We start from the raw sequence: 26,700 nt of genomic DNA on the forward strand, positions 1-26,700 counted from the left end.
CATGTACACGCCCACCGTAAGCATCGGGGTCATCTCATAGTTCGAACCGTGGCCAGACATATGAGCAAATGGATGAAGCCATTGATTCAGTGTAAAATGACGAGGCTTAAGGCTACAGCTGCGGCCGATAGGCTCAGCATGAGTAGATCACCGTTCATTATACCGAACATTTTTGAAACATTTTTGAAACGTTATTGAATAACGGTAAATTAGGAAAGGGGATGATCGGAGTGTCTCCATTGCTCGAACCATTGCTGCACGGCTTCATCAGGCTCTGCATCCAGCTCCTTGTGCAGCATGGAGCCGAGCAGCTCGTATTGCTTCTCAACCGAGCGCCGATCGCCCATCCGATCATAGATAAGCATGAGCTCATGATAGAAGCTCTCCTCTGTCGGACCTACGCTCTGAAGCCGCAAATAATGAGCAGCTGCATCTGATAGCCGCTCGCTCGACACATAATACTGGGCGATAAGCTTCGCGTGCGACAGCCACATCTCCCTAAGCCGTCGCCTCTCGGTCTGCGCCCACCCGTACTCGTACTCCGCCAAGTAATCGCCCTCGTATTGCTCCAGCAGCTGTAGATGCTGCGCCAGCGTATGCTCGTTCAGAGGTGGAGCCGACTTCAGCTGCAGCTCCCATTCCTCCGTATCGATCCGAACGTGCTGCACATCCATCCGGTAGCCGCCATCGTAGCTAGCGATCTCGATCTCGAACCGCTCCGTCTGAAGCAGTCTGCGAATTTGATAGATGGCCGTGTACAGCTGGGTAATTCCCTTCTTCCACTCCATATCCGGCCAGATCTGCTCCACGAGCATCTCCTTACGGACGGGCTTCCCCCGATGCTTCAGCAGCAAGCAGAATAGCTCCTGCGCCTTCAACGTCTTCCAGCGCAGTGACACGCGCTCCTGACCCGAACGCTCAAACTGCAGAGAGCGGAAGCAATAAATACGCGCAAGCGCACGATCTGTCTGCGGCTGCGAAGGGTCGTTCACGCTATCGAATAGACGCTTCAACGTCTTCGACAGACGCTCGGCCTGAATCGGCTTCAGCAAATAATCGAGTGCGTTCAGCTCGAACGCCTTCACCGCGAACTCATCATACACCGTAACAAATACAAGATGAACCTGTGCATCCGTCTGCGTAATCAATTCGGCTAATTCGATGCCGCTCAGCTCCGGCATCTCGATATCCAGGAACACGGCATCAGGCTTATCACGAGTCAAGCTCTCAAGGGCAAGTCTTGGGTTCCGATACGTCCCGGTAATCTCGATCCCTTCGAACCTTCTGAGCTCCTCGCTCAAATAACGCAAGGCGAGAGGCTCGTCATCCACCAGCATCACTCTCATGTATACCCACCTTCTCCAGCGGCAATCGAATTCGTATTTCCGTTCCTTGCCCCTCTACACTGGCAATATCTAGTCCATAGCCGAACATCTTCTTCATTCGCCGCTCGATATTGGCAATGCCGACGCCGCCCCCATTGTGCGAGCTGCGCACCTGCCCCAACCGCTCCGCCGACATACCGACACCATTATCCTTCACGGTAATCCACGCCTCGCGCCCAACCTGCTGAATGCCAATCCAGATATGCCCGCCCTCGGCTCGACGCATAATACCATGACATACCGCATTTTCCACCAAGGGCTGAAGCGTCAGCATCGGAATGCGGAACGGAACTGTGATCGTGCGTTCGATGTCGAAGCTCAGCCAATCGTCGAATCGCACCTTTTCAATATGCAGATACGACTTCACGATACGAAGCTCTCGCTCAATCGAGATCAATTCCTCCGCGCTGTCGAAGCGGAAGCTCTCCCGCAGGAAGTAGCCTAACTCATTCAACAGCCGGGTCATTTGATCAGGCTCATGTCTGCTTAGCGCAGCGATAGAGTTCAAGGTATTGAATAAGAAATGGGGCTTGATCTGCGCTTGAAGAAACGCCAGCTCCATCCGAATTCGCTCACTGACCGAGCGCTTTAATTCGACTAGCGTCCGTACGCGAACCCGCAGCTCCGAGGCGTCCACCGGCTTCACGATATAATCGTTCGCCCCTGCCTGACTGGCCTCTAGCGCATGTACAGGAATGCCCGCAGGCGTCAACAGCAAGATCGGCAGGTCGAACAAGCTGTAATGATGGCGTATGCTAGCGCACAGCTCAAGGCCTGACATTCCCTGTAAATGACGGTCGATTACCACAAGATCGACATTGTCCATTGACCGCAGCCTGTTCAACAGCTCTTGACCTTCCCTGACGACCGTGACGCGGCAATGATACATGGCGAGCACGTTAATCAATACGTTCAGCGTGAGCGGATCGTCTTGCACGATCACGATATCGGCTATTGGCTCATCGAGATCACGCTTCAGGTCCAGCTCGGACCGCATGGAAGATGAATACGTCAATGGTGAAGCCGAGAGCAGCTCGTCAATCTGCCCTGAGGGCTGAGCGCAAGCTGCTGCCGTTCGTTCGCGCTCTGAGGGTGAATGCATCTCCCCATCGATCGGGAAGGTGATTCGAACAGCGGCCGATCGAGGCCAATCTTCATGTACCCTTAATTGGCCGTCATGAAGCTCAATCAGCGCAACGATGAGGAATAAGTCCAGACCGTCGCCTTGTCCATACAGAGATGGCTTGAACATCCCGGCCTCCTGCTCCAGCAGCAGCCGTAATTCTGCTGGCAGCGCGCGAGTGATGCCCTTGCCCTGCATCCTCAGCTCGAGCTGAACATGCTCGTCGTGGACAGCTGCGGCAGCCGTAATGGTGCCTTCTGCTGTCATTCTCACGAGCGCCTGCATCATGCCGGTTACGATCTGCAGCATCCGCTGCTCGTCCGCGTGAACGGCCGGCAGCTCGGCAGGAACGTCATTCACGAATCGAATCGATTCGTTGTAGACGAAGTAACGCTGCCGTTCCATCAGTTCCTTCACGACTCCATACAGCTGAAGCGGTCGCTTATGGAGCACGAGTCCGTCTTCTCTCAGATGAGAGAAGTCGATGAGATTGTCGATCCAGCGTCGCATCGTCCAGCCGACCGCCGTAATTTGTCGCAAATCTTGCTGATGCTCTCGCTGCAGCTGTTGATCCGTATGGAGCCTTGCTTCGGCTATATTCATAATATCGGTCAAGGGCGCACGCATTTGTCTGGAAATACCGGCCATAAACTGCGACTTGAACCTGCTCGTCCGCTGAAGGTCCAGCGTCAGCGACCTCGTGCGGCGGTAAGCGCGAAAAAACTCAAACAAAAATAAACAGGTGATCACGATACTGAAGCCCGCCGCCTGAATAAAGTACCAAATGTTCAATTCCCGGAAGCCGAACAAATACAAAGAATTCAACAGCGACTGAACGGTAAACAGACAGTACGACCAAAATTCATACTTAGTCTGCACATCACCCGTTCGCAGACTGCGCAGGAGCACATAGTTAATATAGAGATGGACCACTGCCGTCAATAGTAGCCAGGCTGGCAAGAGCAGCGTAGCCGTCGTTGTAGGCAGTAACATAATGCATACGGTCATCGCAAGTGACAAGCAGCAGAGCCCCTGCCTAAACCAAGGATGGACACGCTTGTAATGACGATTATTAATGAACATAAACATACTCATGAGAATGCCGATCGAGCAAAGCCAATATAGACTGACTACCCAGCCAAAGGGCTGATGAGGCCAAATGTACAGCAGCCAACGGGTGCCTTGAATCGATACGAGCAACGACAGGGATACAAAGAACAAGGACAACCAGCACCACCCGTTCCTTGGAGCCTGAGCCTGTAAGCCGGCAAAGAACAATGCGAGCATCAAATAAATGACGATCATGCCAAACTCGAAGGCCGCAAGCTTCTGCTGGTGCTTAATAACATGCTCAGGCGGTCCCATCAGAATAGACTGAATGATGCCGCCGCTCATCGTATGATCGAAGTTGGCCACCTGTACGAATAGATCGACGCGACCTGCATCCAGCTGCTTGTAGGCGATGTAAGGCTTAATCTCTCCGCTGTACCGACCCGACTCATCCGCCGGGATGCCGCTGCCCCCGATCTCCTCTCCATTGACGAACAGACGATGCGACGCCCGAATTAACGGTACCCAGAAGGCATGCAGTCCAGCCTCTTGATTGCCCAGCTGCACACGCAGGTGATAGGTGCCGTACCCGATCGCATTCGTAGGGCCGCCCCTGAATACGTCGAAGTCCCAGCTTCCGGGCACGTCAACGACAATAGCCGAAGCCGCCTGCTCCTCTGACATGGTACTACGACCAGTCAGCAGCTGATTCGGATAGAAGCTCCATTCACCTTGCAGTCGGTACGCCTCCTGACGACCTCCCTGCTCGCTGAGCTCCAGCACCCCATTGCGCGCCTGAGGCTCATGATCTCGATCGGTCAACATCAACACGTTGATGGCAATCAAGAGGACGATCGCCGTCCATAATCGCCAATTATTACGTAGTAAGCTCATTCGAATGTGTCTCCATGCAGTTCAATTTCCATTGCAATGACCATTTAAATTTTCGTGTTATTTTCAATCATAACATGACAGGTGAGCATTTAGCGATAAGAGTTTACTGGCGGTATGTCAACAGCATAGCGCCGTCCCCTTCAACATAAAGCGGCCGCTTCTCCTGTATAAGGAAAAGCGACCGCTCTATATAACGTGCAGCAAGCTGCAGCATATCATCCATCCATCGACTAACGCAGCTCCGCAATGATCCGGTTGCGGCCGTTATTCTTGGCCTTGTACATCGCTTCGTCCGTACGAACGAACAACGAGGATGTATCGTCGTCCTTCCGCAGCTCGGTGCAGCCGATGCTGACGGTAACATGCCGTCCATCCAGCTCATAGATCGACGTCCGCTCCACACCCGCTCTTAGCTGCTCCAGACAGGCAAGCACGTCGCTGCGATCAAGCGACCGGAAGATGAGAGCGAACTCCTCACCGCCGTATCGGGCGGCGAACACTTCTTCACTCTGCAGCTTGACGAGCTGCTTTCCAATTGTGCGCAGCACCAGATCGCCAGTCAAGTGACCGAAGTTGTCGTTAATCGACTTGAACCGATCAACATCGATCAGCGCAAGGTGAACGGACGTCTGTTCACCGGTTCCTTGTGCTTGCTCCATCGTCTCGTGCAGCTGCTCTTGGAACGTTCGGTGGTTATGAAGTCCGGTCAAGGCGTCCTTGCGCGCGCGCTCGTCGATCAAGGCCAGCTCCAGACGATGCTCCTCTTCCTTCAACAGGAAGTTGCGTTCCAGCTCCATCATACGCAGCCCCCGCCTCACGATCGACCATGCCGTGATCGAGCAGCCTAGTACTACTCCGAAGCCAAGCATCTTCTGCTCAACCGCTAGCAATACCCGATGCTCCTCGGACAGCGTAATCAGCAGCGTGAACAAGACGAGCGACGAGCCGAAGGCGAACAGCACCTTCCGATATTCGAAGTAGATGATGGACACGAGCACAGGCATCAGCATGACGAATTCGAGACCTGACGACTCTGTGCCTGTGTAATATAAGATTACGATTGGGAACAGCGCGCCCAAAGTAAGTATGCAATAGTCCTGGTACTTATGCAGACGCCGAACGACCAGCTCTGACAGCGCGAGCAGCAGAAGCACAGCTACGTTTTGCGACAATACATTTTTATACACAAATTGTTCTAGAACCTCTGGCTTCACACTCGCTATAAGCGGCAACGCCAGTAAATTAGCCACGATAATAATCAGCGCCACATAACGGTACACCCGACATAATCTTATGTTCCAGTGCGAGCGACCCGCATCATAACGGACTTGGTTCGGTGCCTTCCGACTCATCACGGTTCACCGCCTGTCACATGCACGATACGGTTCTTGCCTTGCCTCTTCGCCTCATACAGCAGCTCATCCGTCAGCTTGAAGAACGGCTCCTTGTCTAGGTCTCCTCGGTAATCGGCACAGCCAATGCTGACGGTGACGATCCGGTTGTCCATCTCTGGGAAAATCGTCGAGGCCATCCGCTCACGAATCGCCTCCAGCCGTTCAAGCGTCTCACTCATGCTGCGACCCGTCCAGATGACCGCGAACTCCTCGCCGCCATACCGGAACGCGACATCGCTGCTGGAGACGAACTCCGACAGGATGCTGCCCATCTCACGAAGCACCCGATCTCCGGCTTGATGCCCGTACGTGTCGTTCACCGACTTGAAGCTGTCGAGGTCAAGCAGCGCCAGCTGCAGCGGCATCCCATGAGCGCGATGCTGCTCCGTCAGTGTCGCCATATATTGATGGAAGACGGAATGCTTGTACAATCCGGTCAAGTAATCCTTGTGTGAATCACCCTCCAGCTCGACCACCTCAGCGAACACATGCATCTCCGAATGGACCGCTCTCTCCAGCGCCTGCGTCAGCTCCACCCCTCGTCGGCAGATGACGATGGCAATCGCACCCGTCCCTAGCAGCATGCCGATCAGAGCAATCATGTGCCACATGTCGACCTCCTGACGCAACGTCTCCATGAACGGATACAACACGATGAATCCCACCAAGGTGAGAACAAGAGCATACCACACCTTGCGTACGCTGAAGTAGAACATCGACATCATGAGCGGCAAGTCGAGTGCGATCAGCAGCAGTCCCTCCACCGGCTGCTTGCTGCTCAAGAACAGGATCAACAACAGACCGATGACGAATGTGATGGAGATCAGCACATAATCGAAAGCATGCTTCATAAGTCGGTACATACCTTCAGCCAGCAGCATCAGCCCCAGATACAGCATCGAGAGCTGGAGCAGGTAGTCCGGAACAGGCTGACGCCAGTCTATAGAGCCTGTACGGGAAGATAATATATATGTAACCTCGCCCATAACGATGGTCAAGGCGACGAGCACCCAGAGGAAGTGCAGCACCGCGCGGTTCCATGTCTTGTAGTCATTTATCGCTACATCCTTCATTCGTCGTCACCACGCTGCAGATGAATTTAACAATTTCTTTACCTCTCATCATAATACAGATTGCGATAAAATTCATCTGAAATTATGTGGATGGTAGTTCACAATAATGAATCTATATTCACACGTTCCCGCTGGATACAGATTCCACTCGCCATTCAGATGGACATCCCCGTCTGCAGCGCCTGTAACGATCCAAGCCTCCGAGAAGATCGGTACTCTTGAAATTGCGAATGCGCCGGCTGTACCGAGTATCATTGTGGCGATGAGCCACTTCGGAATATTGGGCCTCAATTAACGTTCCCCAGAGTTTCCTGTACTTGACAGCCTATGTACATCGGCATATGTTATATTCATCATGACGTTCACGTACACAATTTGATATAACCTGACATTAACCTTCTTTTTCCGCATACAAAAAACCTGAATATTTACCCAATGTAAATACTCAGGCTCGCCGTCAAGCACCCTACACCAAAAACCGATACCCCGCCCCCCACACCGTACCGATGTATTGGGGCTTCGACGCATTCTCTTCGATCTTATCGCGAATTCGGGCGATATGGACCGTCACCGTCGCGGCATCGCCCAGCGCATCCATCCCCCATATACGCTCGAACAGCTCCTCCTTGCCGAACACCCGGTTCGGATGCTGAGCGAGAAACAGCAGCAGCTCGAACTCCTTCTGCGCCATCGACACCTCCTGCCCGTTCACATAGACGGTGCGCGACTCCTTATGAATCTCCAGCCCGCGAATATGCAGCTTCTCCGTCTCCTGTGACTTGCCGAACCGCTCCTTCATTCGTTCGAACTTCTTCAGGTGCGCGTTGACCCGCGCGACGAGCTCGCCCGAGCTGAACGGCTTCGTAATATAATCGTCGGCGCCGAGCCCGAGTCCGTTAATCTTGTAGATCTCCTCGGAGCGAGCCGATACGAGCAGCACTGGAATGTCCTCCTCCTCCCGAATCGTCTTCAGCACCTCGAACCCGTCCATGCCCGGCAGCATAATATCCAGCAGAACGAGGTCGAACGTCTCCTCCTTGAGCGCCAGCAAGCCATGCGCACCGTTAGGCACGATCTTCACCTGATAGCCGCTCAGCTCCAGATAATCCTTCTGCAGCGCAGCGATGCTCGTGTCGTCCTCGATGATCAATATTCGTTTCATTGCCGCACAGCCTCCGTACTCTATACTTTCTTCAGCGAGATCATCATCCGCGTTCCTTCGCCGAGTGTGCTTCTCGCCCATATTTTCCCGTCGTGCCCCTCAACAATCTGCTTGGCAATCGCCAGCCCGAGCCCGCTGCCATCCGTCTGATTGCGCGAAGCGTCCACCCGATAGAATCGGTCGAAAATATGAGGAAGATCGTCCTCCGGTATCCCCTGCCCGTTGTCGCGTATTTCGATAATGGCTGATGTGCGCGTTTCCCTCAAAATCATGACGACCTCGCCACCCGGCTTCGGTACGTACTTGGCTGCATTATCCAGCACGTTCTGCATAACGCGCCGCATCCGCTCCCGGTCCATCAGCACGGTGACGTCCATCGCGAGCTCATGGCGCAGCTCCAGCTTCACGCCCAGCTTGTCGAAGTCGCAGCGATGCTCCTCCGCGCAATCGTCGAAATAGGCTGCCAGCTTCACCCGTTCAAAATGGTACGGAAGCTGGTTCAAGTCAAGCTTCGAGAACAGTAGCAGGTCGTCGATCATCGTATTGACGAGCAGCGCCTTCGCGCGCGCTGTCTCCAGGTACGAGCCGACCTTCTCCGGGGTGGTGGCCACTCCGTCCATAATGCCCTCGATATAGCCGATGATGGAGGTGACAGGCGTCTTCAAGTCGTGGGAAATGCTCGACACGAGGAACGAACGATTTTCATCATATTTTCGCTGTAAATAGATCGATTCCTTCAGCTTCAGTCGCATCCGCTCGAGCGCCCGGCACAGCTCCCGAACCTCGTCCTCGCCCTCCTCGGCAATGCCGCCGTCCAGATCACCCTCGCTAATCTTCACAGCTGCCGCACGAAGCCTCTCAAGCGGTCTTAGCGTGCCGCGGGAGAAACGGTAGGTGACCCACAGATTGAGCAGCACGAAGACAGCGACGAAGAAGCAGACGATGCCAAGGGCAATCGTCCCATACAGCCCGGTATGGGGCTGGACGCGGGCAACCAGCAGCAGCGTCCCTTCGTCACCCGCGGTGAGCGGATACGATGCGCGGGCGAACATGTACGTCTTGCCGCTCAGCTCTACCGTATCGTGCTCAGACGCCGCAGCGCCCTCCGTCAGCATCACTGCCTTCTTCAGCTCCACCTCATGGAACGGTGCCGTCGTATAGACAATCCCTCGATTGCGCAGTACGACGAGGTGAGCGCCGACAGCGGTCGCCCGCTCCGTCCACGCCTGCTGCCAGCTGCGATCGAGCAGCTGCTCGAACGGCAGCGACTGCGCCTCTCGCTTGAGCGCTTCGATCGCGGCCCGCTTCTCGTAGCTGCGCTGCAGCTCGTGGAGTGTCGGCTTCTGGCCGATCACCCTCGTATAGATAGCCGCGAAGACGATAACGGCGAGCACCGTCACGACGAGCGCCAGCAGCACGGATATGACATTTAATAAGAAAAAACGCTTCGTTACTCGCATGGAGGAGTCTCCTCACTCTGTAGCCTCATCAAGACTTCATAGACCTTAAATGTCCTTACGGTCGAACATGTAATAGCCCGCCGTAAACAGCATTATACCACAGCCAATCAGGATGAGGCTCTGCCGCACGAGCTTGAACACATTGGTCGACTCCGCAATCCACAGCGTATACCAGTCGAGCATCGACGTAATGAAGAAGCCCGAGTAGCTGGAGAATACGACGCCGAGGAACATGAACGCGACGAAGGCAATGACAGATAAGAAGAAGACAGCGAGCCCGCCCCGCAGCACATTGGCCAGTAGCACGACGAGCAACGAGAAGACGAACACCGGGAAGAATGTAGCCGCATACGACACGATCACGTTCCAGACGCCGGACAGGCTCGCCGTCGACATGTTGAACAGGTATCCGGCTATGAGCGAGAGCACGAGCACGAACAGCAGGTTCGCCGCTATGAACCCTCCGATATTGAGCACCTTGGCGCAGAACACGCTGAAGCGCGATACGGGTCTTGTGAGCGTTATTTTCATCGTATTGGAGGAGAATTCGCCGCTGAACATATCAATCGCGACGAACGTAGCGAACAGCGGCAAGATCGTATAGGCGAACATCGACAGCACGACAAGCGGGAACTCCGTGCTCCCGACCACACGCAGCCCAAGCCCGTGCTTAATTGCCGTCACCGCAATCTGTCCGACGACGACCGCTAGTATCGATAAGATGGCGGCGAACATCAGCTTCCGCTTCTTCAGCAGCTTCACCGCTTCGACTTGGCATGCAGCCTTAAATCCTGGCATGGCGTTCCACCTCGCTTACGAAATAATTCTCCAGCGACGAGTAATTCGCCAGAATGCTCTGCGTATCATCGACATTGACGAGCTTGCCACCATAGACGACGCCGATTCGCGTACAAGTCAGCTCCACGTCGTGAATAAGATGGCTCGAGATGAAGAACGTCGTCCCATGCTGCGACAGCTGCTTGATCATTCTCCGCATCTCGAGCATTCCTTCCACGTCCAGCCCGTTCAGCGGCTCATCGAGGATCAGCAGTCTGGGCCTCGAGAGGATCGCGGCGGCGATGCCGAGCCTCTGCTTCATGCCGAGCGAGAACCGTCTTGGCTTCTCGTGCTTGTACTTCAGCATGCCTGTAATCTCCAGACACTCATCAATACGCTTCTGGTCCACATCTGGATAAAACGTCGCGAACAGCTTCAGGTTATCGTTCGCCGTCATATACGGGTACGACTCCGCCGTCTCGATCATACAGCCGACATGCTTCATCGCGTTGACGAAGTCGTCGGTAACGCTCGCGCCGAAGAGGCGCACATCGCCGCGGTCCGGCTTCACCAGACCCGCCATCATCTTCATCGCAGTCGTCTTGCCCGCTCCGTTCGGCCCGAGGAAGCCGAAGATGTCGCCCTCTTCGACCGTAAGGTTCACATCACTGATGCCTCGGCCATTCGGATATACCTTCGTCAGTCCGGTCATTTCTATAGCTAAGCTCATAAGTCGTGTCACTCCTTCATCATCGTAACGGCAAGGGGAGGAAGCCGAAGGTCGCGGCCCCTCCTTCTTGCGAATGTACTGCTAGACTACTCCTCGAATACTCGATGGAACTGACCATCGAAGCTCGAACCTACGCCAGCCTTGTAATTATGCATCCTAGCAATGTTCATATACAGCTTACCGAATCCCCCATCATGGAGCTGCCCGAACTCCTGCTCGCCCTTAGCGTTCGTGTAGACGAAGCTATGACCGTGATCCAGCTCGCTCGGATTCGAATCGAACGCGAAGCTGACAGGCTCCAGATATTGCGATTCGAAGCCAGGCTTGATCAACTCGGCAAATGTCCCCTTAATCCGGTCGTGCGTAACGGTCGTAAGCTCCAGTCTGCGCTCTCCGATCTTTACGAATCGACCCTCCTGCTCGAGGACGATCGGGTTCGTGTAGACGCCCACATGCTTGTTGCTTAAGCCGTTATACGTCTCTTCTATGCGTTGGATATCCTTACCCGTCAGGTCCGGCACCTCCACCTTCGTGCTGCCGATATTCGTCAGCTTGAACATGATACTCATCGTCAAGTCGTGCTGCACGCCGCTCTCATCCCGGCCCGTCAGTGTAATATCGCCATGCAAGCTCTCCAGCACGCCCACCTTGTTCTCATGGGCCGAGCCAGAGACCCTGCTCACATAGATGTCGCTCTCGACGCTCGGCAAAGTCATACCGCCCTGCCCATGCGACTGCCCCTCGACCATGCGCTTCATCCCGTAGGAGGCGACCGCATTGACGAGCGCAGGCACCTGGGCCTCCGACAAGCTGCCACCGTACGATATGCCTCCATCCACCGTCTCCTCGGCCTGCACGTACTCCTTCAGGCTGCCGACGAACGCATCGACGATCTTCTCGATCTCAGGTGCCCCCTTCTCCTTGAACGGGTTGCCGAATGGCGTCACATTGAACTGCGACGAAGGACGTGTGTTCTCACTTACGAAATAATGATCCCCCGAATCATTCTTCCAGATGGACAGCTTCGGATCACGGTAAGAGAAGCGCGAGTGTGTATTGCCACCTGCTTGCTGCGTCTGCGACAATTCCTCCTTCGCCTTCTTCGCTTGATCAACCTTCATCTGGTTCACAGACTGCATCAGCACCTGCTCGCTGCTCTTCAGTATGACTACCGTCTCCACCGTATAGTTCTCCATTCCGCTCTCCATCTGCCCGGCCGTATCCTTAATCGCCTGCTTGAGCTTGTCGTATCCAGAGCCGAGCAGCGCATCGGCGAAGGCGGTTGACACGAACAGGCACGCGCCGATTGTGAACGAGAGCACCGTCAATGATTTCTTACTTCGCTTCATGAGTACAATCTCCTTTACTTCCAACAGAATGGGGGAAACGTTTCCTTATTTCTTAGTATAGAGGAGCGGTATTGAATATTTCTAAAGCAACTATTAACAAAGTATAAACAACAAACAGCCCGCCTGACCGTATGTACGGACGAGCGGGCGGCATAATGCGTGTTACTGATGCAGACTGCGGAAGATGAACCGCAATTCCTTCTCATTGCGTGATCAACGGTAACTGGATATGGACCTCGGTTCCAACATGCACGGTGCTTCGAATAACAAGCGTACCGCCGTGATTTTCAATAATTTTTTTACTTACCGCGTAGCCTAGACCTGTTCCCTTCTCCTTAGTCGAGAAGAATGGCTCGCCCAGTCTCGCCAGCAGCTCAGGTGGAATACCTTCCCCCTCATCCCTGATCGTAATCTGGAGCGTGCGGGCTTCGCGATCGGCGCTTGCCGTTGTAATGAGAATTTGGCCACCATGCGGCATCGATTCGATCGCATTCTTAACGAAATTAATGAACACCTGCTTCAGCTGGTTCTCATTGCAATGTACAAGCAGCGTCTCATCACTGAAATCATACTGAAGCTGAATATTGCGAAGCAGCGCCTGCGCCTCCATCAGCTTAATCATCGGCTCCACAATGTCGCGTATATCCTTGCTCTCGTACTGAGCCGCCTGCGGCTTCGCTAGCATCAGCAGCTCGCTGATGATCTGCTCGATTCGTTCGATCTCCGAGCCGATTACGCTGAAGTATTCTGGCTTGCTCCGATATTCCCGCTCCAGCAGCGTGATGAAGCCCTTGATCGCCGTGAGCGGATTGCGGATTTCGTGTGCGATGCCAGCGGCCAGCTGCCCGGCTAGCGACAGCTTCTCGGACAGCTGCAATTGCTGCTCAGATTGAATACGCTCCGCTTCGGCGCGCTTCCTCTCTGTAATATCGCGCCCGATTCCCATCACCCGCTGAAGTCGATCCTCACCATCTTGAATCGCCTTAATGTTGATCTCGAACCAGACGTAATGTCCTTGCTGGTGACGAAGCCGGCAACACACGATGCCGCTATCCTTCTGGCTCATCAAGGGAGAGCTCACCAATTCCTGAAGATCTTCTGTGTGCACGTATGTAAAAAAAGGATGACCCTGAACGTCCTCAGCAGCATAACCGAGCAACGCCTTCACACCGGGAGATACATAATCGACTGTACCTTTGGCCGTCAGGCTAAAGATGACATCCTGCGCATTCTCGGAAATAAGCTCATACAGCTGATCATGGTGCAGCAGCTGCTCGGTCGCTTTGCGATACTCGGTAATATCCTTAAGAATACTGTAGATGCCCTCGATCTTGCTCTCTACAACGATCGGCACATAGGTGACACGCAAGACGACACGATGTCCGTTCTTATGGATAATGATCTCCTCGAACTCTTGCGGCTCGCCTTCGAGCGCAAGAAGAAAGTGCTTCCTCGATACATCCGTTCGTTCGAGAAGCACGCTGGGGTCCATATGAAGAAGCTCCTGCTTCGTATATCCCGTCACTCTCTCACATGCGTCATTCACGCTTGTAAATTGACCGCTCGGGGAGAAGCTCATAATCGCATCCGGATGGCATTGGAATAACGACTTATACCGCTCCTTGCTCTGAATAAGCACATGAGCCTCTGTTTTTTGGTCCGTAATATCTTGAATCTGGCCTATGAAATATAACGGCTTGCGGTGCTCATCCCGCACCAGCGTCACACTTAGCCTCACCCATACGACATGTCCATGCTTATGATAATACCTCTTGTCCAGCTGATAGTGCGTACGCCGGCCCTCCAAGGTGTCGTGAACAAGCTCGAGATCGAAGTCCAGATCATCCTCATGCGTCAGCATTTGAAAATTCATCTGCATGAGCTCCAGCTCCGAATATCCAACAATATCGCATAAGGAAGAATTCACACGCAGCCAGCTTCCGTCCGGGGCCACCAGGGCCATGCCGATCGGCGCATGCTCGAAGGCGTGAGTAAATAAATAATCATCCGTCAGCTCAAATTGAGTCAAATGAAGTTCGTCCTTCCCAGAGTATCGGAAATCATCGCCACCTCTAGTATTATTTTTACATATGCTTAAACAAACTTCAATCATTAAGCGTAAAAATATTATAAAAATACGCGTTACGCATAATAATTCGATAAAAAAAAGAAGGGGCTTCATTATTCATTCGAAGCTTTACCTTCCCTAGTTCCCCCTACATCCTCTTTACGATCATTCAGCACGTATTCCAGCAAGAGGCGAAGCGTGCGCAGCTCCTCGTCGCTAAGCGGCATTCCGTCCCAATGCAGACCTCTCTGGGCGAGTACATCCTTCGCATTCATGCTGATCGGCTGCGGCTCACGATTCTCGGTTAAGCCGAGGATGTAGTCCGAGCTAGTCTGGTACAGATGGGCAAGCTTGACCATCGACTCGATGTTCGGCCTGCGATAGCCTTGCTCCCACCCTGACAGCGTCGTGATGCTAACCCCTAGCTCCCCGGCAGCTTCCTCCAAGGTCATCCCGCCTTCCTTGCGCAAGGCCTTCAGACGAATGTTAAAGCTCATGACAGGCATGGCTCCCCTCTAGAAATTCACAATAGCCGGATTACGCTTCTTCAGCTCTTCAGAGATGAATCGAATCTCATCGGCATAGTAAATAATTCGATCCGTGAGCAGCCGCACCTCATCCTCGGTCGGTACACGCTGAGCCTGCGGCGACATGACGGCGAACGTGCCAACAATCTGACCCGTTACCCGATCGGTGAATGGATGTGACCAGCAGCTCCGATACCCGAGCGTATCCACGGCGAACTCGCGCACACCTTCCCAGCAGTCCGACGTCTCGAAGCTGGTGACGGCAAGCTTGCCTGTATGGCAGGCCAGACCGCAGCTGGAGAACGTCTCGTTGAACTTGCCCTTGAACCAGGTGAATATATTATAAAATTCGATCGGCACGGACGGCCCCGCACCATGATAGAACGTGTTCTCTTCCTTGCTCCAGAACATGATGGCAACATGGGCATTCTCCATCTCGGCCTCGATCGAGCGGCAGAAGTTACCGAGCTCCCGCTTCACCTCTAGCGTTCGCAGGTGCCCTTCACTGACTTGACCGTTCAGCTTCAGTGCCTCCATAAGAAGGGATACGTTGTCTGTCTTCTTCACATCTGACGGCGCGAGCTCTGACAGCCTCTTCACGACGTCTTGATTGAGCTGATAATTTCTCAAATAGTGCAGAATCCCGTTCTTGCCAGTATTCATGAGCATGTCTCCTCACTTCACTCCGTCTGTTCGATCCATTATACACCAGAGTGAAAAGAAGGCGCCAGCATAATAAATATGCAGGCGCCTTGCACAGCATGACAATTCCATTATATGTCGCCGGGGCCGTTCGCGAAACCCGCCAGCATCGCCCCGCGCACCCAGACGTGACGGACGTCGAGCTCGCGACTCAGCACGACGACGTCCGCCTGCGCGCCCTCGCGCAGCTCGCCGGTTATATCGCTGATGCCGAGCACCCTCGCCGGATTGCCGCTCGCCATGCGGCTCGCAGCCTCCAGCGGAATACCCGCCTCGCGCACTGCATACCGCAGTGCGGCGTCCATCGTCAGCGTGCTGCCGGCCAGACTGCCGCACGCCTTGAGCCGGGCGACCCCGCCCTGCACGACGACGTCGAGGCCGCCGAGCGCATAGCTGCCGTCGCCAAGGCCTGCCGCCGAGATGGCGTCGGTGATCAGCACGAGCCCGAGCTCGCCCTTCGCCCGCGCGAGCAAGCGCAGCGCGGCCGCATGCACGTGATGACCGTCAGCGATCACCTCCGCCGTCAGACGGTCCTCCGTGAGCACGGCGCCGACCGTGCCGGGCTCGCGGTGGTGCAGGCCGCGCATCGCGTTGAACGTATGCGCGGCGTGGCTGAGCCCGAGCTCCGCGGCAGCCTGCACCTGCTCGTAGGTCGCGTCCGTATGGCCGCAGGCCGCGACGACCCCGTGCTCCCGCAAGGCGCGGATATAATCCGCCGCCCCCTCCAGCTCCGGAGCGAGCGTCTGCAGCCGCAGGAGACCGGGATACCGCGTCGTCCATTCCTCGAGCCAGCACAACTGAGGGGGGACGATATGAGCCGGGTGTTGCGCGCCGGGCCACTTCTTGCTGATGAAGGGTCCCTCGAGATGAACGCCGAGCAGCTGCGCATGCAGCATCGGCTCCGCGACGTAATCCGCGAGACGGCTGAGCGCCTCATCGATGGCACACTTCGGAGCGGTAACCGTCGTCGCCAGCATCGACGTCGTCCCGTGGGCGGCATGGAAGCGTGTAATGGCGTCTAGGCCAACGCGATCGGCCTCCATGAAGTCGTAGCCGGCTCCTCCATGCACATGCACATCGATGAAGCCGGGCAGCACATAGCCGCCCTCTGCATCGCATTGCCGTTCTGCTGCCGGGATCGGCTCATCGGCGTGGCCGATTCGCTCAATGCTGCTCCCGCTTAGCAGCAGCCAGCCCGCTGCCGCCGGTGCATCGGGCGTGACGATGCTAGCATTATGAATGAGCCAGTGATCGACGTTCATGCGCGGTGAGCCTCCCTGTTATCGAGCTAATCAGCTACTCGTCTTGCTCGCCCTGCTCCTCGCCCAGACATTCCAGCAGCGCGAGCGCCTCCTCATGCTCCGGCTCCAGCTCGAGCGCCCGCCCTAAGTAGTAACGCGCCTCCAGCTCAAGTCCAAGCTCCAGGCTGCAGATCGCAAGACAGTACAGCACGGTCGGCACCGGATCTTCAGGATCGGTCTGTACAGACTGATCGAGGAAGCGCTTCGCCTCCTCGTACATGTTCATCTCGAATAGCAATAGACCCGCATCCAGCGCCAGATCGTAGCGCTGCTCCATCACGTAGAACGAATCCCACATCTTATTAATCCCGAGGCGAAGATCGAGCAGCTCCTCATCTGTCGCCTCCGGAAGCAGGCTGACGATGCGCTGCGCCGTCTGGATGAAGAACTCCGCGTCGTACCCCCCCAGACGCCAGAAGGCGAGAATCGGCTGCAGCGTAATGCCATCCAGCTGCTGGTCGAGCCATTCCTTCATGCTGCAGAACTCGTCAGGACCGAACCGCTCGATGAACCGACGGAACGCCAGACGCGTGTTCACGTACGTTTTCGGCTTGTCCAGCATGAGGATGCAGCCGATGTTGATGTTTTTATAATGATGCTCGGTAAAGAGCGCCTCCGCCCCCCTCTGCTCGAAGACGTGCACCAGCGCATGATAGTTCGCCGTCAAGGAGAAGCTGCCGTGAATGACCAACTGCGGCGGATCAGCGAATTGAAGATCCTCCAGCCGATGGTCGCCCTTATCCGCCGTAATGAGCAGGAAGCCGCTTCTCGACAGCGCATTCAGCCGCTCCAGACAGCTCAGCCCCGAGGACGGGAACAGAATGTGCGAATCGTCCGCCTGCTCCAGGTATAGGGAGATCAGCTCGCGGTACGCGAAGCTCTCATCCTCATACTCCGGCGCCCGGCGATGCTCGTATGCTAGCGTCAAGCTCTCCAGCGCCTCAGCCGGCTTCAGCTCCTTGTACGACTTCGGATACTCCATCACGATGTCGCACTCATACACCTGACCGCCGCCCATGTAGAGAAGCTCCTGTGGTATTCCGTCAAAAAAATAATTCGCTATGACGATCACCGGCTGCTTCAGGTCTCCCTTGCGCACGACCTCGCCTGACTCGACCAGCTTAAGCTCTGTATCGTTCACCGCATCGAATACGGCGAAGTCGACCAGCCCTTGCTGAACGTACGGCTGCAGAGCCGGATGGCGCCGCCAGCCGTTGACGTTGCTGACCGGCAGATCGGTAATCACATAGCGATATGGCGGCAGCTCGATGCCAGCGAACGCGACCAGCTCGCCGAGCTGCTGGAGCACGTGGTAGGCAAGACGGCCCGCTCCCGCACCTAGCTCTACAATCGTGACCGGCTCGGACAGCTCCCCTTGAGCCGCCCGATCCTGCAGCAGCCCGAATATCGTCTCCGCATAAGCGGTTGCAATCATCGGGCTGTTCGTAATATATTGCGGCACTTGATCGTTATTCCATGCCTTCATGCCGAGCTGCTCATAGTATGCGCGCTGTAATTCCCAGATCGGCGCCTCACTGTAGCGATACGTTTGCTTCACCATTTCTACCATTATAAGTCTGACCTGCTCTCTGTCCTGGAATAAGTAGGTTACTACATCACCTGAAGGTGCCGCGCTAGCGGCATGGTTCTCTATCCTGAAATATGTAACGGTATCGTTGCCTATCCAAGTAAATTTACCATATGCCAGCCGAAGTCTCAATTCAGCTTGAGTCAAGATTAGATCTGGCTTGGAGACCGAATAGCCGAATGCTATACTGGAGCTATACCTAAAGAACGAACCTGGAGGGGCGATACAAGGCCATGCGAGAGCTGAGAGCGCCTGTCACCTATGCTCAGTATATGAACAGGAAGGATGAAGTACGGTACGAGGCTCTGAACGGTGAGATCATCAGCATGTCGCCTTCTCCGACTCCCCGGCATCAGCACATTGTAGGAGGATTGTATACCGAGCTGCGGTTATATATGAAAGGAAAGCCTTGTCGCCCATTCATCGCTCCCATTGATGTGTGCTTATATGGAACATCGAGCATGAGCGACTCGGAGATTAAGGACTGGGTACAGCCCGACCTCTTGGTCGTCTGTGATCCGAGTAAGATTGAGGAGAATCGAATTGTCGGAGCACCCGACTGGATCATTGAAGTATTGTCTCCTTCCACCTCCAAGGCCGATCGTGTGCAGAAGTACAACGCCTATGCAAGGGCTGGTGTCAAGGAGTACTGGATCGTAGACCCGTATCACGAATATATCGATACCTTCGTACTGGAGGGACAGCGCTACAGGCAGCATGGAACGTATTTCCGAACGGATCCTATACGCTCACAGCTGTTCACCGACCTCTACATCGATCTCAACGAGCTGTTCGACTCGGAATAATGGTCTCGCCTAGCTACAGCCAATGTGCGTACTGCTGCGCGACTCGCCGTAGGCCGTCCATCGGTTCCCCCACAGGAAAATATTCAAGCCCCACATAGCCGCCATAGCCCGCTTCGTGCAGGCGACGCAGGATGTACGGGTAATGCAGCTCGCCCTCATCGAGCTCCCTGCGCCCCGGATTGCCTGCGGCATGCACATGCCCGATGGTGTCCAGCATGCGAACCATGTTCGCCGTCACGTGACCTTCAGTAACCTGCTGATGATAAATATCGAAGAGCATCCGTACTTGCGGATGACCTACATCCTGCAGCAGCAGCTGTGCCTCCTCTGACGAGGATAAGAAGTAGCCCGGATGATCGACGGCAACGTTCAGCGGCTCCACGACCAGTGTGACGCCAGTCCCCTCGAGCAGCGGTACGCTCGCCCGCAGTCCTTCCAGCACGCTCTGCCGCTGCACCTCGCGCGGCACACCAGCCAGCTCCGCACCGACCGTTACGATCAGTGTGCGGCAATGGAGCCGCCTTGCGACCTCAAGCGTCTCCTTAAGTCCTTCGAGGTAGGCGGGACGAGCCGCCGCGTCCGTCAAGCTCGTCTGCTTCACGCAGAAGGCGCTCACCGTAAGCTCGAGCGCCTCGGCCGTACGCGCCAGCTGCTCGATATCTTTGTTATCCCAGCTCCAGAACTCGAACGCCCCGAAGCCCGCTTCCTTCACCTTATGCAGCTTCTCTTCTAGCGGCATTTCGCGGAACAATGCCTCTATGCACACCGACAGCTTCATCTTGGTCCATTCCCCCTTCATCTGTGTGATCATCATCAGCTATATGATCGTTCGAACCGCACCCATCCGAGGTCGAAGCTCGAGCCCCCTCGCGGCCAAAATCCATCTGCTCGAATTCGCTTCTGATCATCGTAATTCGTTCAACATGTCATACCTTCCATTGTACCATAGTGACATGTCTAGTGTCCGGGTAGCGTGTCCTGTGTCAGACTAATACTCGTTCCCCGTCGTTAGGTTGCCGTGATCGCAAAAAAACCGCAAGCGAGCATCTATACAGATGGTCCGCCTGCGGCTTGGGGTTAAGCTTCGATTAGATTTTGCCTACGAGGTCCAGGCTTGGCTTCAGCGTAGCTGCGCCTTCCTGCCACTTCGCCGGGCATACTTCACCTGGGTTGTTGCGCACGTACTGAGCAGCCTTGATCTTGTTCACGAGGATGCTTGCATCACGGCCGATGCCGCCAGCCGAGATCTCGACCGTCTGGATCACGCCGTCCGGATCGATAATGAACGTACCGCGGTCAGCCAGACCCTCGGACTCGATCAGCACGTCGAAGTTACGGGAGATCGTGTGAGTCGGGTCGCCGATCATGATGTATGTAATTTTGCCGATAGTGTCGGAGCTGTCATGCCATGCCTTGTGCGTGAAGTGAGTATCCGTCGATACGGAGTACACCTCTGCGCCGAGCGCCTTCAGCGCCTCGTATTGATTTTGCAGATCCTCAAGCTCAGTTGGGCATACGAAGGTGAAGTCCGCAGGGTAGAAGCATACAACGCTCCACTTTCCTTTGAAGTTCTCTTCTGTTACCTCGATGAACTTGCCGTTCTGGTATGCTTGAGCTTTAAATGGCAGTACTTGAGTTCCAATCAAAGACATGATTATAGTCCTCCTCGAAATGTAGGTTGAGAATTACATATAGCTGGAGCGGACCTAACGATAAGCTAGGATCACTCACAAACTATAATAATTCTAATCTAGCTATAATTATTATGTACAAATTTTCCTTTGTCAAGTCTCGGTGAGCTGCGCTTACGGCTGCAGCCGGTGACGCTTCGAGCGAGCGATCAACATGTTCTTGAAATGACGGAAAGCCTGCAAGCGATCCGCGGTTATGTCGCTCACCTTGGATGCTTTTGCAGGCCTATCCTTCGCCATGCTTCAGCTCTTAATACACGTCACGCTGGTAACGATGCTGCTCCTGCATATGGTTCAGGTACGCTTCGGCCTCTTCGCGGCTCATCGCGCCTTCCTTCTCAATGATGTCGATCAGCGTATTGTGAACGTCCTTCGCCATGTTCTTCTTATCGCCGCAGACGTAGAAGTATGCGCCGCTGCTCAGCCATGCGAACAGCTCCTTGCTGTTCTCCATCATGCGATGCTGCACATACACCTTCTGCTCGGAGTCGCGGGAGAACGCGGTGTCGAGCTTCGTCAGCGCGCCGTCGTTCATGTAGCCCTCCAGCTCTTCCTTGTACAGGAAGTCCGTCGAAGAACGCTGGTCGCCGAAGAACAGCCAAGCGCGGCCTGCAGCCTTCGTCACCGCACGCTCCTGAATGAACGAACGGAACGGCGCAATACCTGTGCCAGGACCGACCATAATGATGTCCTTGTCGCCCTCTGGCAGGTTGAAGTGGTTGTTCACTTGAATGAAGACTGGCAGCGTCTCGCCCTCATGCGCGCGCTCGGCGCACTGCACGGAGCATACGCCCTTGCGCTCGCGGCCATGAGACATGTAGCGGACGGCGCCAATCGTCAGGTGCACTTGACCCGGATTCGCAGCGAAGCTGCTCGCGATGGAATACAGGCGAGCGTTTAATTTTCTCAGCAGCGCAACGAAATCTTGAGCCGATACGTTCCACGGACCGAAGTCCTGCACCAGATCAAGCAGATCGCGTCCGTCGATATATTCCTTGAGCTGCTCAGCTTGCTCCGCGGATACGAGCTTCTTCAGCTCCTCGTTGTCCGTGAACTCGGCCGCCTGCTGAACGATCTTCTTGGACAGCAGCGTCAGCTCGAAGTGGTTGAGCAGCGCGTCTTGGATGGAGAGCGTGTCTCCCTGCTTGTTCACCACAACCTCAGTAGCCGGGTCCCACTTCATGATAGCAAGAATAGCTTCGACGAGCGCCGGATCATTCGATGGGAAGATACCGAGGCAATCGCCCGGAACGTAAGACAGCTCAGAGCCCTCTAGAGAAAGCTCGATGTGACGCGTTTCCTTGCTGGAGCCAGCACCATTCAGGTTGACATTCTTAATAATTCGTGCTGGAAACGGATTCGTTCTCGAATATACGCTTGGCACTTTCTGGGAATCAGTTGTTTGCATTATTCTCACCTCAGACCGTTATAATTAATAATTAAATCATAACTGTCATGAAATTGAAAATGTTTTTCATTGATTTCTCTGAACAATTTGCGAAAAGTGAGTTTCGGCTATATTACAGTATCTGACTCAAAGTCTTAGCCTGAACATCTAGCTTGCCTACGGCTTCGCCAATACCTGCAAATTCATCAACTGTCAGCTGAATTTGATGCTGGCTATCGACGATTGCTCGTTGGGACGTCATCGTTCCCTCACTGACTCGATGAACATGCTTGGAAATCCCTTCAACGGTGGCATGAATCTCTTTTGCCGCTTCTTGGACGCTCTGCGCTAATTTCCTCACCTCGGTTGCAACTACATTAAAGCCGCGTCCATGCTCCCCGGCGTGTGCCGCTTCAATGGCCGCATTCAAGGCGAGTAGATTCGTGTGCGATGCGAACTCCCGAATCGTCTGTACAATATGGTGAATGGCAGTTGTCTGCTCTTTCAAGTCGTGAAGATCATTCAGGTTGCTCTCATTGTCGTTCATTACACGACCAATTGCGGAAGCCACTTGTTGATTACGTGCAATACCCTTCTCTGTACGTACGAGTAAATCCTCTGCCATCTGCTGCAATTCAGTGGTGACTTGGGTTTTGGCAGTTTCCCTTGCTGTTATGTCAGTGGCTACCTTCAAGACTGCCACTACTTGTCCATCCTCACCGAGTACTGGCATATACGTGGCTTCAAGCAATAGAATAATACCTTGCTTAGTCACGCGAGTGATCTTATCTTGAAATGTCTTGCCTCTTCTCAAATTATCCCAAAGCATCTTATAATCTGAGCTATTGACGAAATCCGGTACACAAAATTTCCGATGATGTATGCCTATCAGTTCTGACACCTGATAACCCATCGCACGAGCGAAATTCTCATTGGCCCACAGCACATCTCCCTGTGTATTAAACTCAATCATCGCAAGTGACTTCTCTAATGCGTTAAGTACTGCACGTTCATTCAGTTTGCAGAATCCAGAGGTGTTGTATGCTACCAATTAACCATTATACATGAATCCAAATCGAGTTGAAACGATATGAATTGACATTTTTCACTCTATTCGTCTGTGCTACTTGTGGATATTTAGACTATTGGAACTATTTAACTCGTCTTTAAATATATCATGACCTATGCACTTCGTGGTAAGGTCTGGTAGTTTATCGGATGATGCGCAACCCAAAGAACCATCCGATAATGCTCCGGCCAAAATAAATCAATAAGTCTTGCAAACTGCTGTACATGTGTGTCACAATCGATGTAGATTCGCTGTTGCCCTTTGTGGTGTGACATGCGGACCTGACAACGAGTGTGGAAGAGGCCACGAACCATTTCGCCGTGGGTGTAGCCTTCATCACTCGTTTTTTCTTTGTTTAATTCGTATAGAGCAACGGACAGCAACGTTTCGGCCGTAAACAATAATTCGAAGTGTGCATGGTGATGGGCTTCAGTTTCGGAATGACACTTCTCCAAGGCTAGCTCCTGCTTGGCCGTACGGAAAAACACCTCGATCCGCCAACGCTTCACGTAAGTACGCAAGGCTTCTTCAGGCGCATCGAAGCGGTTGCTGATGAGCAGGTAGGCACCCTTGTAAGTCGCGGGGGCTTCCTCCTCCGTCTCGAGCAACTCGGAATCATCTTCCTTTAAGCGCATGGCGGCTACAGCGGCAATTAGTACATAGCGCTGCTTGTTGACTTGCTTGCCTCTGCGGTTCGTTACAGGATGAGGCTGTTTCATGTAGATGTCAGGAATCGCAAGTGAAACCAGTCCTGACGCACCCTCGGCAACCAACTGGCCGTACACTTCCCGAATGAGCATGATCGGGGTCACAGGAACGTACCGCTCCCTGCCCGTGCAAGGCTCGATGACCTTACGAAATAATGCCGTGTTGCGTTTAGCCTTCGTTACCCAGTCAAATTGATGCTTTTCGAGAAAGGCGAAAAAGCCTTTACACAAGTACCAGCGGTCCATCGCAACCCAAAGACGGCAGGTCGCCGATTCGCGCAGCATCAAGAGCATTTGCTTAGCCAAATCGATCTTCGACAAGCCTTCGTTCTTCTGCTCAGACTTGTGCCATACGCGGTAAAACAACGGATATTCAAGTCCGCTGTGAAGTACGGCCTGAACAACGACCACATTCATCGCCCACACATAAGTCTTCTTAGACGAATCATACAACCAGCTCAAAAAAGGAAGCTGCTTGGCATAAGGATGAGCTAGATGCGTATCATCCAGATTGATCACATCCCCATCCTGCAGACGAGTGACTTCATCCTGCTGAAGCCGCGCTACTCGCTTTTTGCCAAAGGTAGTCCATGCGAAGGAGTTGGAGAGAAACCGACTCATCGTGTACTGAGCGAGCTTCCATGGCTGAAACATCACTTTAAGAAGCGCATCCTGCTCGGCCAGTCTCGCCATCTGAACGACAGACGAGCAGTTACTGACAAGGCCGATCACATAGAGAAAGCAGATGAGCCAGGACGGAGTACCACTTCGTTTCATCATACCGGATTGTGTGAGCAGCAGGGAAAGGTCAAACCGCTCCCACAAGCTTTTTAGTATGGGTGCGCCTGCGCACTCTCCATGGTTTAATTGTTTGAATCTCGGTTTTTGTAACGCTGACATTGGAAAACCACCTGTTATCTAGAAGATATACCTCGTGAAAAGGTATCCTTCGCAATTATTAGGCCGTTTTTCAAAAGTCAAGTTTTTTTTGGGGATTGGGATGCTACCAGTTAATTACTTCAACTGCATAGGTCATGAATATATGCCCTTGGTCATTGTTCCTGTGCTTGCGCAAAGATACATCGTCCCTTCAAAAAAAGTCAAAAAAGGACAAGTCTCTTCGACCTGTCCCTACAAACATTGCCTATGGCCACCCACTACCCCGCCTCCAACGCCTGAACCATGCTCCTTACGAGCCTCTGCAGCTTCATATAATCCGGATACGCCTCGGCTACAAGCCGAGTCAGCTTGTCCCGGCTCATGCGCTGCTGGCGCTGCACAGATGCATTCGCTTCATATTCGTCAACATACTCATCCGACACAGGCGGAAGCTCCTCGCACAGCTGAACCAGCCTGCTGACTGGCCTGCTCCCCGCCAATATGTACTGCGCATCCAGCAGCTCAGAGGAGTCGAGCGCGGCGCGTGCGCCCTTCGCCTCGGGGCCGCTGACGAGAGCATCCATCAGCCCAGCGAGCTCTTCGTATTCCGCCAATGACAGCACCGTGCTCGTCACGAGCCCACTGTCCCCCTCGCCCTCGCCGAACTGCTCCAGACGACGTAGCAGCTCCTGCAAGGCAAGCTGCGTCTCCTGAACGTCCAGCCCGATATGCGTATCCAGCTCCTGGAGCGAATCGCTCACCGTCTCCACTTGGATGCAAGGTCGGTACGTGATTCGTCTTCCAATGACTGCCTCCACTTTCAGCGGCAGCTCCAGTAGAGGAGGCTCCTGCTCGAACAGCTTCCGAAGAGACTTCGACAGTGTCCCATTATAGACGACGCCATCCTGTGTAACGAGCTCAAACGTTCTTCGGTCCAGATTGAGCGCAGTTAAGCTCCCCTTCACCTTCTGTGCAGCCTCGGTTACGATAACCTCTGTCAGCCATTCGAATACGCCTTGCAGCTGCCGATCGCTCAACCGAATCGAGCCCTTCATCCCGCAAGGGGTCGCCCACTCCAGCTTAACCTGCACCGACACAGCCATAAGCTCCTTGATCCACAGCTCATACGCCAGCACCGCACCAGTGCTCGCTGCAGCAAGCTGCTGCTGTACGGCCGCCACGTCCTCAGTAACGTCAAGCAGCCGGAACGTACGGCCCACAGCCTGCGTCACCGGCGTCGCCGCGAATAAATCTGCCGCTCCACTCGAGTGTAGCCGCATCACATCGTACTCTTGATGATGTGCCCGCGCCGCCTCGTAGAATGCTCGATCCACTGGAATCGTTGCAGGCGGCCTCGTGCGGCTTCCCTTCCAGCTATCGTCCAGCGAATAGATCAACCTTTGCAAGGCAGCGGAAATGCGGCCTAACCGATCATCATCTGACTCACCAATCCCACTCTCAGCCCTAACGATCAAGTCGATCACGACCCGGCCGCATTGGACTGCTTCCGTCTCAATTGCCGTCCATGAAAGCCCGGACATGTCCACACCTCTCGCATCCAACGAAATATATATGCTT

Annotated in this window: 21 protein-coding genes; 1 reads left to right on the forward strand and 20 read right to left on the reverse strand. The window is 54.2% G+C overall.

The genetic code is table 11. The annotated features are described in order from the left end of the window. Positions 1-209 precede the first annotated feature (209 nt). The 14 genes from PAE68_RS16110 to PAE68_RS16175 form a co-directional block, all read right to left on the reverse strand. The gene (locus PAE68_RS16110; protein ID WP_281888591.1) at positions 210-1,346 is read right to left on the reverse strand and encodes a response regulator; all 1,137 of its coding nucleotides are present in this window, start codon (positions 1,344-1,346) and stop codon (positions 210-212) included. Then, positions 1,324-4,452: a hybrid sensor histidine kinase/response regulator gene (locus tag PAE68_RS16115; protein WP_281888592.1), complete on the reverse strand. Its 3,129-nt coding sequence runs from the start codon at positions 4,450-4,452 to the stop codon at positions 1,324-1,326. Before PAE68_RS16115 ends, PAE68_RS16110 begins: the two co-directional genes overlap by 23 nt. Before the next feature lie 230 nt (positions 4,453-4,682). Beyond that, positions 4,683-5,804 carry a GGDEF domain-containing protein gene (locus tag PAE68_RS16120; protein WP_281888594.1) on the reverse strand — a complete coding sequence of 374 codons (1,122 nt, stop codon included), beginning with the start codon at positions 5,802-5,804 and terminating at the stop codon, positions 4,683-4,685. Next, complete coding sequence (locus PAE68_RS16125) at positions 5,804-6,919, reverse strand: GGDEF domain-containing protein (protein WP_281888596.1); 1,116 nt, start codon at positions 6,917-6,919, stop codon at positions 5,804-5,806. The genes PAE68_RS16120 and PAE68_RS16125 overlap by 1 nt, the downstream gene beginning before the upstream one ends. A 466-nt stretch (positions 6,920-7,385) precedes the next feature. After that, entirely contained in the window at positions 7,386-8,081 is a 696-nt protein-coding gene (locus PAE68_RS16130) for a response regulator transcription factor (protein ID WP_281888598.1), read from the reverse strand. A 20-nt stretch (positions 8,082-8,101) separates the two neighbouring features. Next, positions 8,102-9,541, reverse strand: coding sequence for a sensor histidine kinase (locus PAE68_RS16135; RefSeq protein WP_281888600.1), 1,440 nt, complete (start codon positions 9,539-9,541; stop codon positions 8,102-8,104). A gap of 45 nt (positions 9,542-9,586) precedes the next feature. Continuing rightward, positions 9,587-10,339 carry an ABC transporter permease gene (locus PAE68_RS16140; RefSeq protein WP_281888602.1) on the reverse strand — a complete coding sequence of 251 codons (753 nt, stop codon included), beginning with the start codon at positions 10,337-10,339 and terminating at the stop codon, positions 9,587-9,589. Beyond that, on the reverse strand, positions 10,326-11,048 hold the full coding sequence (locus tag PAE68_RS16145) for an ABC transporter ATP-binding protein (RefSeq protein WP_281888604.1): 723 nt from the start codon (positions 11,046-11,048) through the stop codon (positions 10,326-10,328). The genes PAE68_RS16140 and PAE68_RS16145 overlap by 14 nt, the downstream gene beginning before the upstream one ends. 86 nt (positions 11,049-11,134) lie before the next feature. Then, positions 11,135-12,397 carry a hypothetical protein gene (locus tag PAE68_RS16150; protein ID WP_281888606.1) on the reverse strand — a complete coding sequence of 421 codons (1,263 nt, stop codon included), beginning with the start codon at positions 12,395-12,397 and terminating at the stop codon, positions 11,135-11,137. Positions 12,398-12,599: 202 nt separating this feature from the next. Next, the gene (locus tag PAE68_RS16155) at positions 12,600-14,426 is read right to left on the reverse strand and encodes a PAS domain S-box protein (protein WP_281888608.1); all 1,827 of its coding nucleotides are present in this window, start codon (positions 14,424-14,426) and stop codon (positions 12,600-12,602) included. A gap of 152 nt (positions 14,427-14,578) precedes the next feature. Beyond that, positions 14,579-14,962 carry a helix-turn-helix domain-containing protein gene (locus PAE68_RS16160; RefSeq protein WP_281888610.1) on the reverse strand — a complete coding sequence of 128 codons (384 nt, stop codon included), beginning with the start codon at positions 14,960-14,962 and terminating at the stop codon, positions 14,579-14,581. 18 nt (positions 14,963-14,980) lie between these two features. Continuing rightward, positions 14,981-15,655 (reverse strand): GAF domain-containing protein, encoded by a 675-nt coding sequence (locus tag PAE68_RS16165; RefSeq protein WP_281888612.1) that lies wholly within the window; start codon positions 15,653-15,655, stop codon positions 14,981-14,983. A 110-nt stretch (positions 15,656-15,765) separates the two neighbouring features. Then, positions 15,766-16,956 carry an N-acetylglucosamine-6-phosphate deacetylase gene (nagA, locus tag PAE68_RS16170; protein ID WP_281888614.1) on the reverse strand — a complete coding sequence of 397 codons (1,191 nt, stop codon included), beginning with the start codon at positions 16,954-16,956 and terminating at the stop codon, positions 15,766-15,768. 34 nt (positions 16,957-16,990) lie between these two features. After that, positions 16,991-18,565, reverse strand: coding sequence for a tetratricopeptide repeat protein (locus tag PAE68_RS16175; RefSeq protein WP_281888616.1), 1,575 nt, complete (start codon positions 18,563-18,565; stop codon positions 16,991-16,993). A gap of 251 nt (positions 18,566-18,816) precedes the next feature. Here PAE68_RS16175 and PAE68_RS16180 point away from each other — a divergent pair, with 251 nt between their 5' ends. Next, positions 18,817-19,389 carry a Uma2 family endonuclease gene (locus PAE68_RS16180; protein WP_281888618.1) on the forward strand — a complete coding sequence of 191 codons (573 nt, stop codon included), beginning with the start codon at positions 18,817-18,819 and terminating at the stop codon, positions 19,387-19,389. A 13-nt stretch (positions 19,390-19,402) separates the two neighbouring features. On the opposite strand, the gene PAE68_RS16185 is transcribed toward PAE68_RS16180, so the two are convergent. From PAE68_RS16185 to PAE68_RS16210, 6 genes are all read right to left on the reverse strand, one after another. Beyond that, positions 19,403-20,167, reverse strand: a complete 765-nt coding sequence (locus PAE68_RS16185; RefSeq protein ID WP_281888619.1) for a hydroxypyruvate isomerase family protein — start codon at positions 20,165-20,167, stop codon at positions 19,403-19,405. Between the two features lie 310 nt (positions 20,168-20,477). Then, positions 20,478-21,041, reverse strand: coding sequence for an alkyl hydroperoxide reductase subunit C (gene ahpC / locus PAE68_RS16190; RefSeq protein ID WP_281888620.1), 564 nt, complete (start codon positions 21,039-21,041; stop codon positions 20,478-20,480). A gap of 289 nt (positions 21,042-21,330) precedes the next feature. After that, positions 21,331-22,488, reverse strand: coding sequence for a sulfite reductase subunit alpha (locus tag PAE68_RS16195; RefSeq protein WP_281888623.1), 1,158 nt, complete (start codon positions 22,486-22,488; stop codon positions 21,331-21,333). A gap of 112 nt (positions 22,489-22,600) precedes the next feature. After that, on the reverse strand, positions 22,601-23,518 hold the full coding sequence (locus PAE68_RS16200; RefSeq protein WP_281888626.1) for a methyl-accepting chemotaxis protein: 918 nt from the start codon (positions 23,516-23,518) through the stop codon (positions 22,601-22,603). A gap of 131 nt (positions 23,519-23,649) precedes the next feature. Beyond that, positions 23,650-25,143, reverse strand: coding sequence for a transposase (locus PAE68_RS16205; protein WP_281888628.1), 1,494 nt, complete (start codon positions 25,141-25,143; stop codon positions 23,650-23,652). Positions 25,144-25,400: 257 nt separating this feature from the next. Then, on the reverse strand, positions 25,401-26,663 hold the full coding sequence (locus PAE68_RS16210; protein WP_281888630.1) for a hypothetical protein: 1,263 nt from the start codon (positions 26,661-26,663) through the stop codon (positions 25,401-25,403). Positions 26,664-26,700 lie beyond the last annotated feature (37 nt).

Source organism: Paenibacillus sp. YYML68 (assembly GCF_027923405.1).
Classification (GTDB): domain Bacteria; phylum Bacillota; class Bacilli; order Paenibacillales; family NBRC-103111; genus Paenibacillus_G.